The 1,260-nt window shown below is 67.0% G+C and carries 1 protein-coding gene; it reads left to right on the top strand.

Annotation, left to right across the window (positions count from 1 at the left end; genetic code table 11):
• The coding region (locus EU811_RS23015; RefSeq protein ID WP_142940562.1) for an immune inhibitor A domain-containing protein at positions 1-1,260 on the top strand (1,260 nt) is incomplete at both ends.

Below are 1,260 nucleotides of genomic sequence, written 5' to 3' on the forward strand. Positions count from 1 at the left end.
CCTCGCAGCGCATCGAGTACCGCGAGGGCTCGTACGCGGAGACGGCCCGTACCGCGGACCGGATCTTCGTGCTGCCGGTGGAGTTCAGCGACTACACGCACAACCGGATCCCCGAGCCCGACCGCGCCACCGACAACGCCACGGTGTGGACCCGCGACTACAGCCGCGCGTACTACCAGCGGCAGATCTTCGGCATGGCGGACCAGACCGCGGGCGACACCCTCAGGTCGTACTTCCAGCGTCAGTCCAGTGGCGTCTACTCGATCACGGGCACCGTCCAGGACTGGACCCGCGTCGACCACCCCCTGGCGCACTACGGCACCGACACCTGCCGGAAGAACGGCGTGGCCATCTCGACGTACTACTGCAACGAGCAGCTCGTCACCGACGGCCTCGACAAGTGGTACGAGGATCAGCGCGCGACGGGCCGGACCGTGGCCTCGCTGGCCAAGTACCTTGCCACGTACGACACCTGGGACCGCAACGACCACGATCGGGACGGGATCTTCAACGAATCCGACGGCTATCTCGACCGCGTGATGCTGATGTTCGCGGGGGAGTCGCAGGCCAACGGCGGCGGCGTCAACGGCACCGACGCCATCGGCTCGCACCGCGGCTCCGTCAGCTATCTCCAGTCCGGTGCGGGCAAGTTGGGGCCCGCCAACGGAAACCGGGACGGCGGCAGCCAGGTCGGCGACTCGGGCGTCTGGGTCAACGACTACACGATGACCAACGAGAACAGGGGACTTGGCACGCTGGCCCACGAGTACGGCCATATCCTGGGTCTGCCCGATCTGTACGACACCTCCGGCGGCGAGAACTCGACCGGCTTCTGGTCGGTCATGTCACACGGCTCACTGCTCTCGAACGAGGCCGAACTCTCCGCCCATCCCGCCGACTTGGGCGCCTGGGCCAAACTGCGGCTCGGCTGGCTCGACCATGCGACGGCGCAGGCCGGCACCCCCTCGACCGTCATCCTGAACCCGCTGTCGGTCCACTCCTCCACGCGGGGCAAGGAAGCCCTCCTGGTGAAGCTCCCCGCGGACGCGGACGGCAACGCGCGCTACTACGTCGTCGAGAACAGGCAGTACGTCGGCGAGGACACATACCTCAAGTCCGGTCCGTTCCAACTGGGTTGGCGCTCCACACTGCCCCGGCTCAAGGAGCGGCTGCACTACGAGAGCGGCACGCTGATCTGGTACTGGAACACCAAGTACCGGGACAACAGGACGAAGGCCAACGGCGGCCACGGTCAGATCC

Source organism: Arthrobacter sp. TS-15, from assembly GCF_006964045.1.
GTDB lineage: Bacteria > Actinomycetota > Actinomycetes > Actinomycetales > Micrococcaceae > Arthrobacter.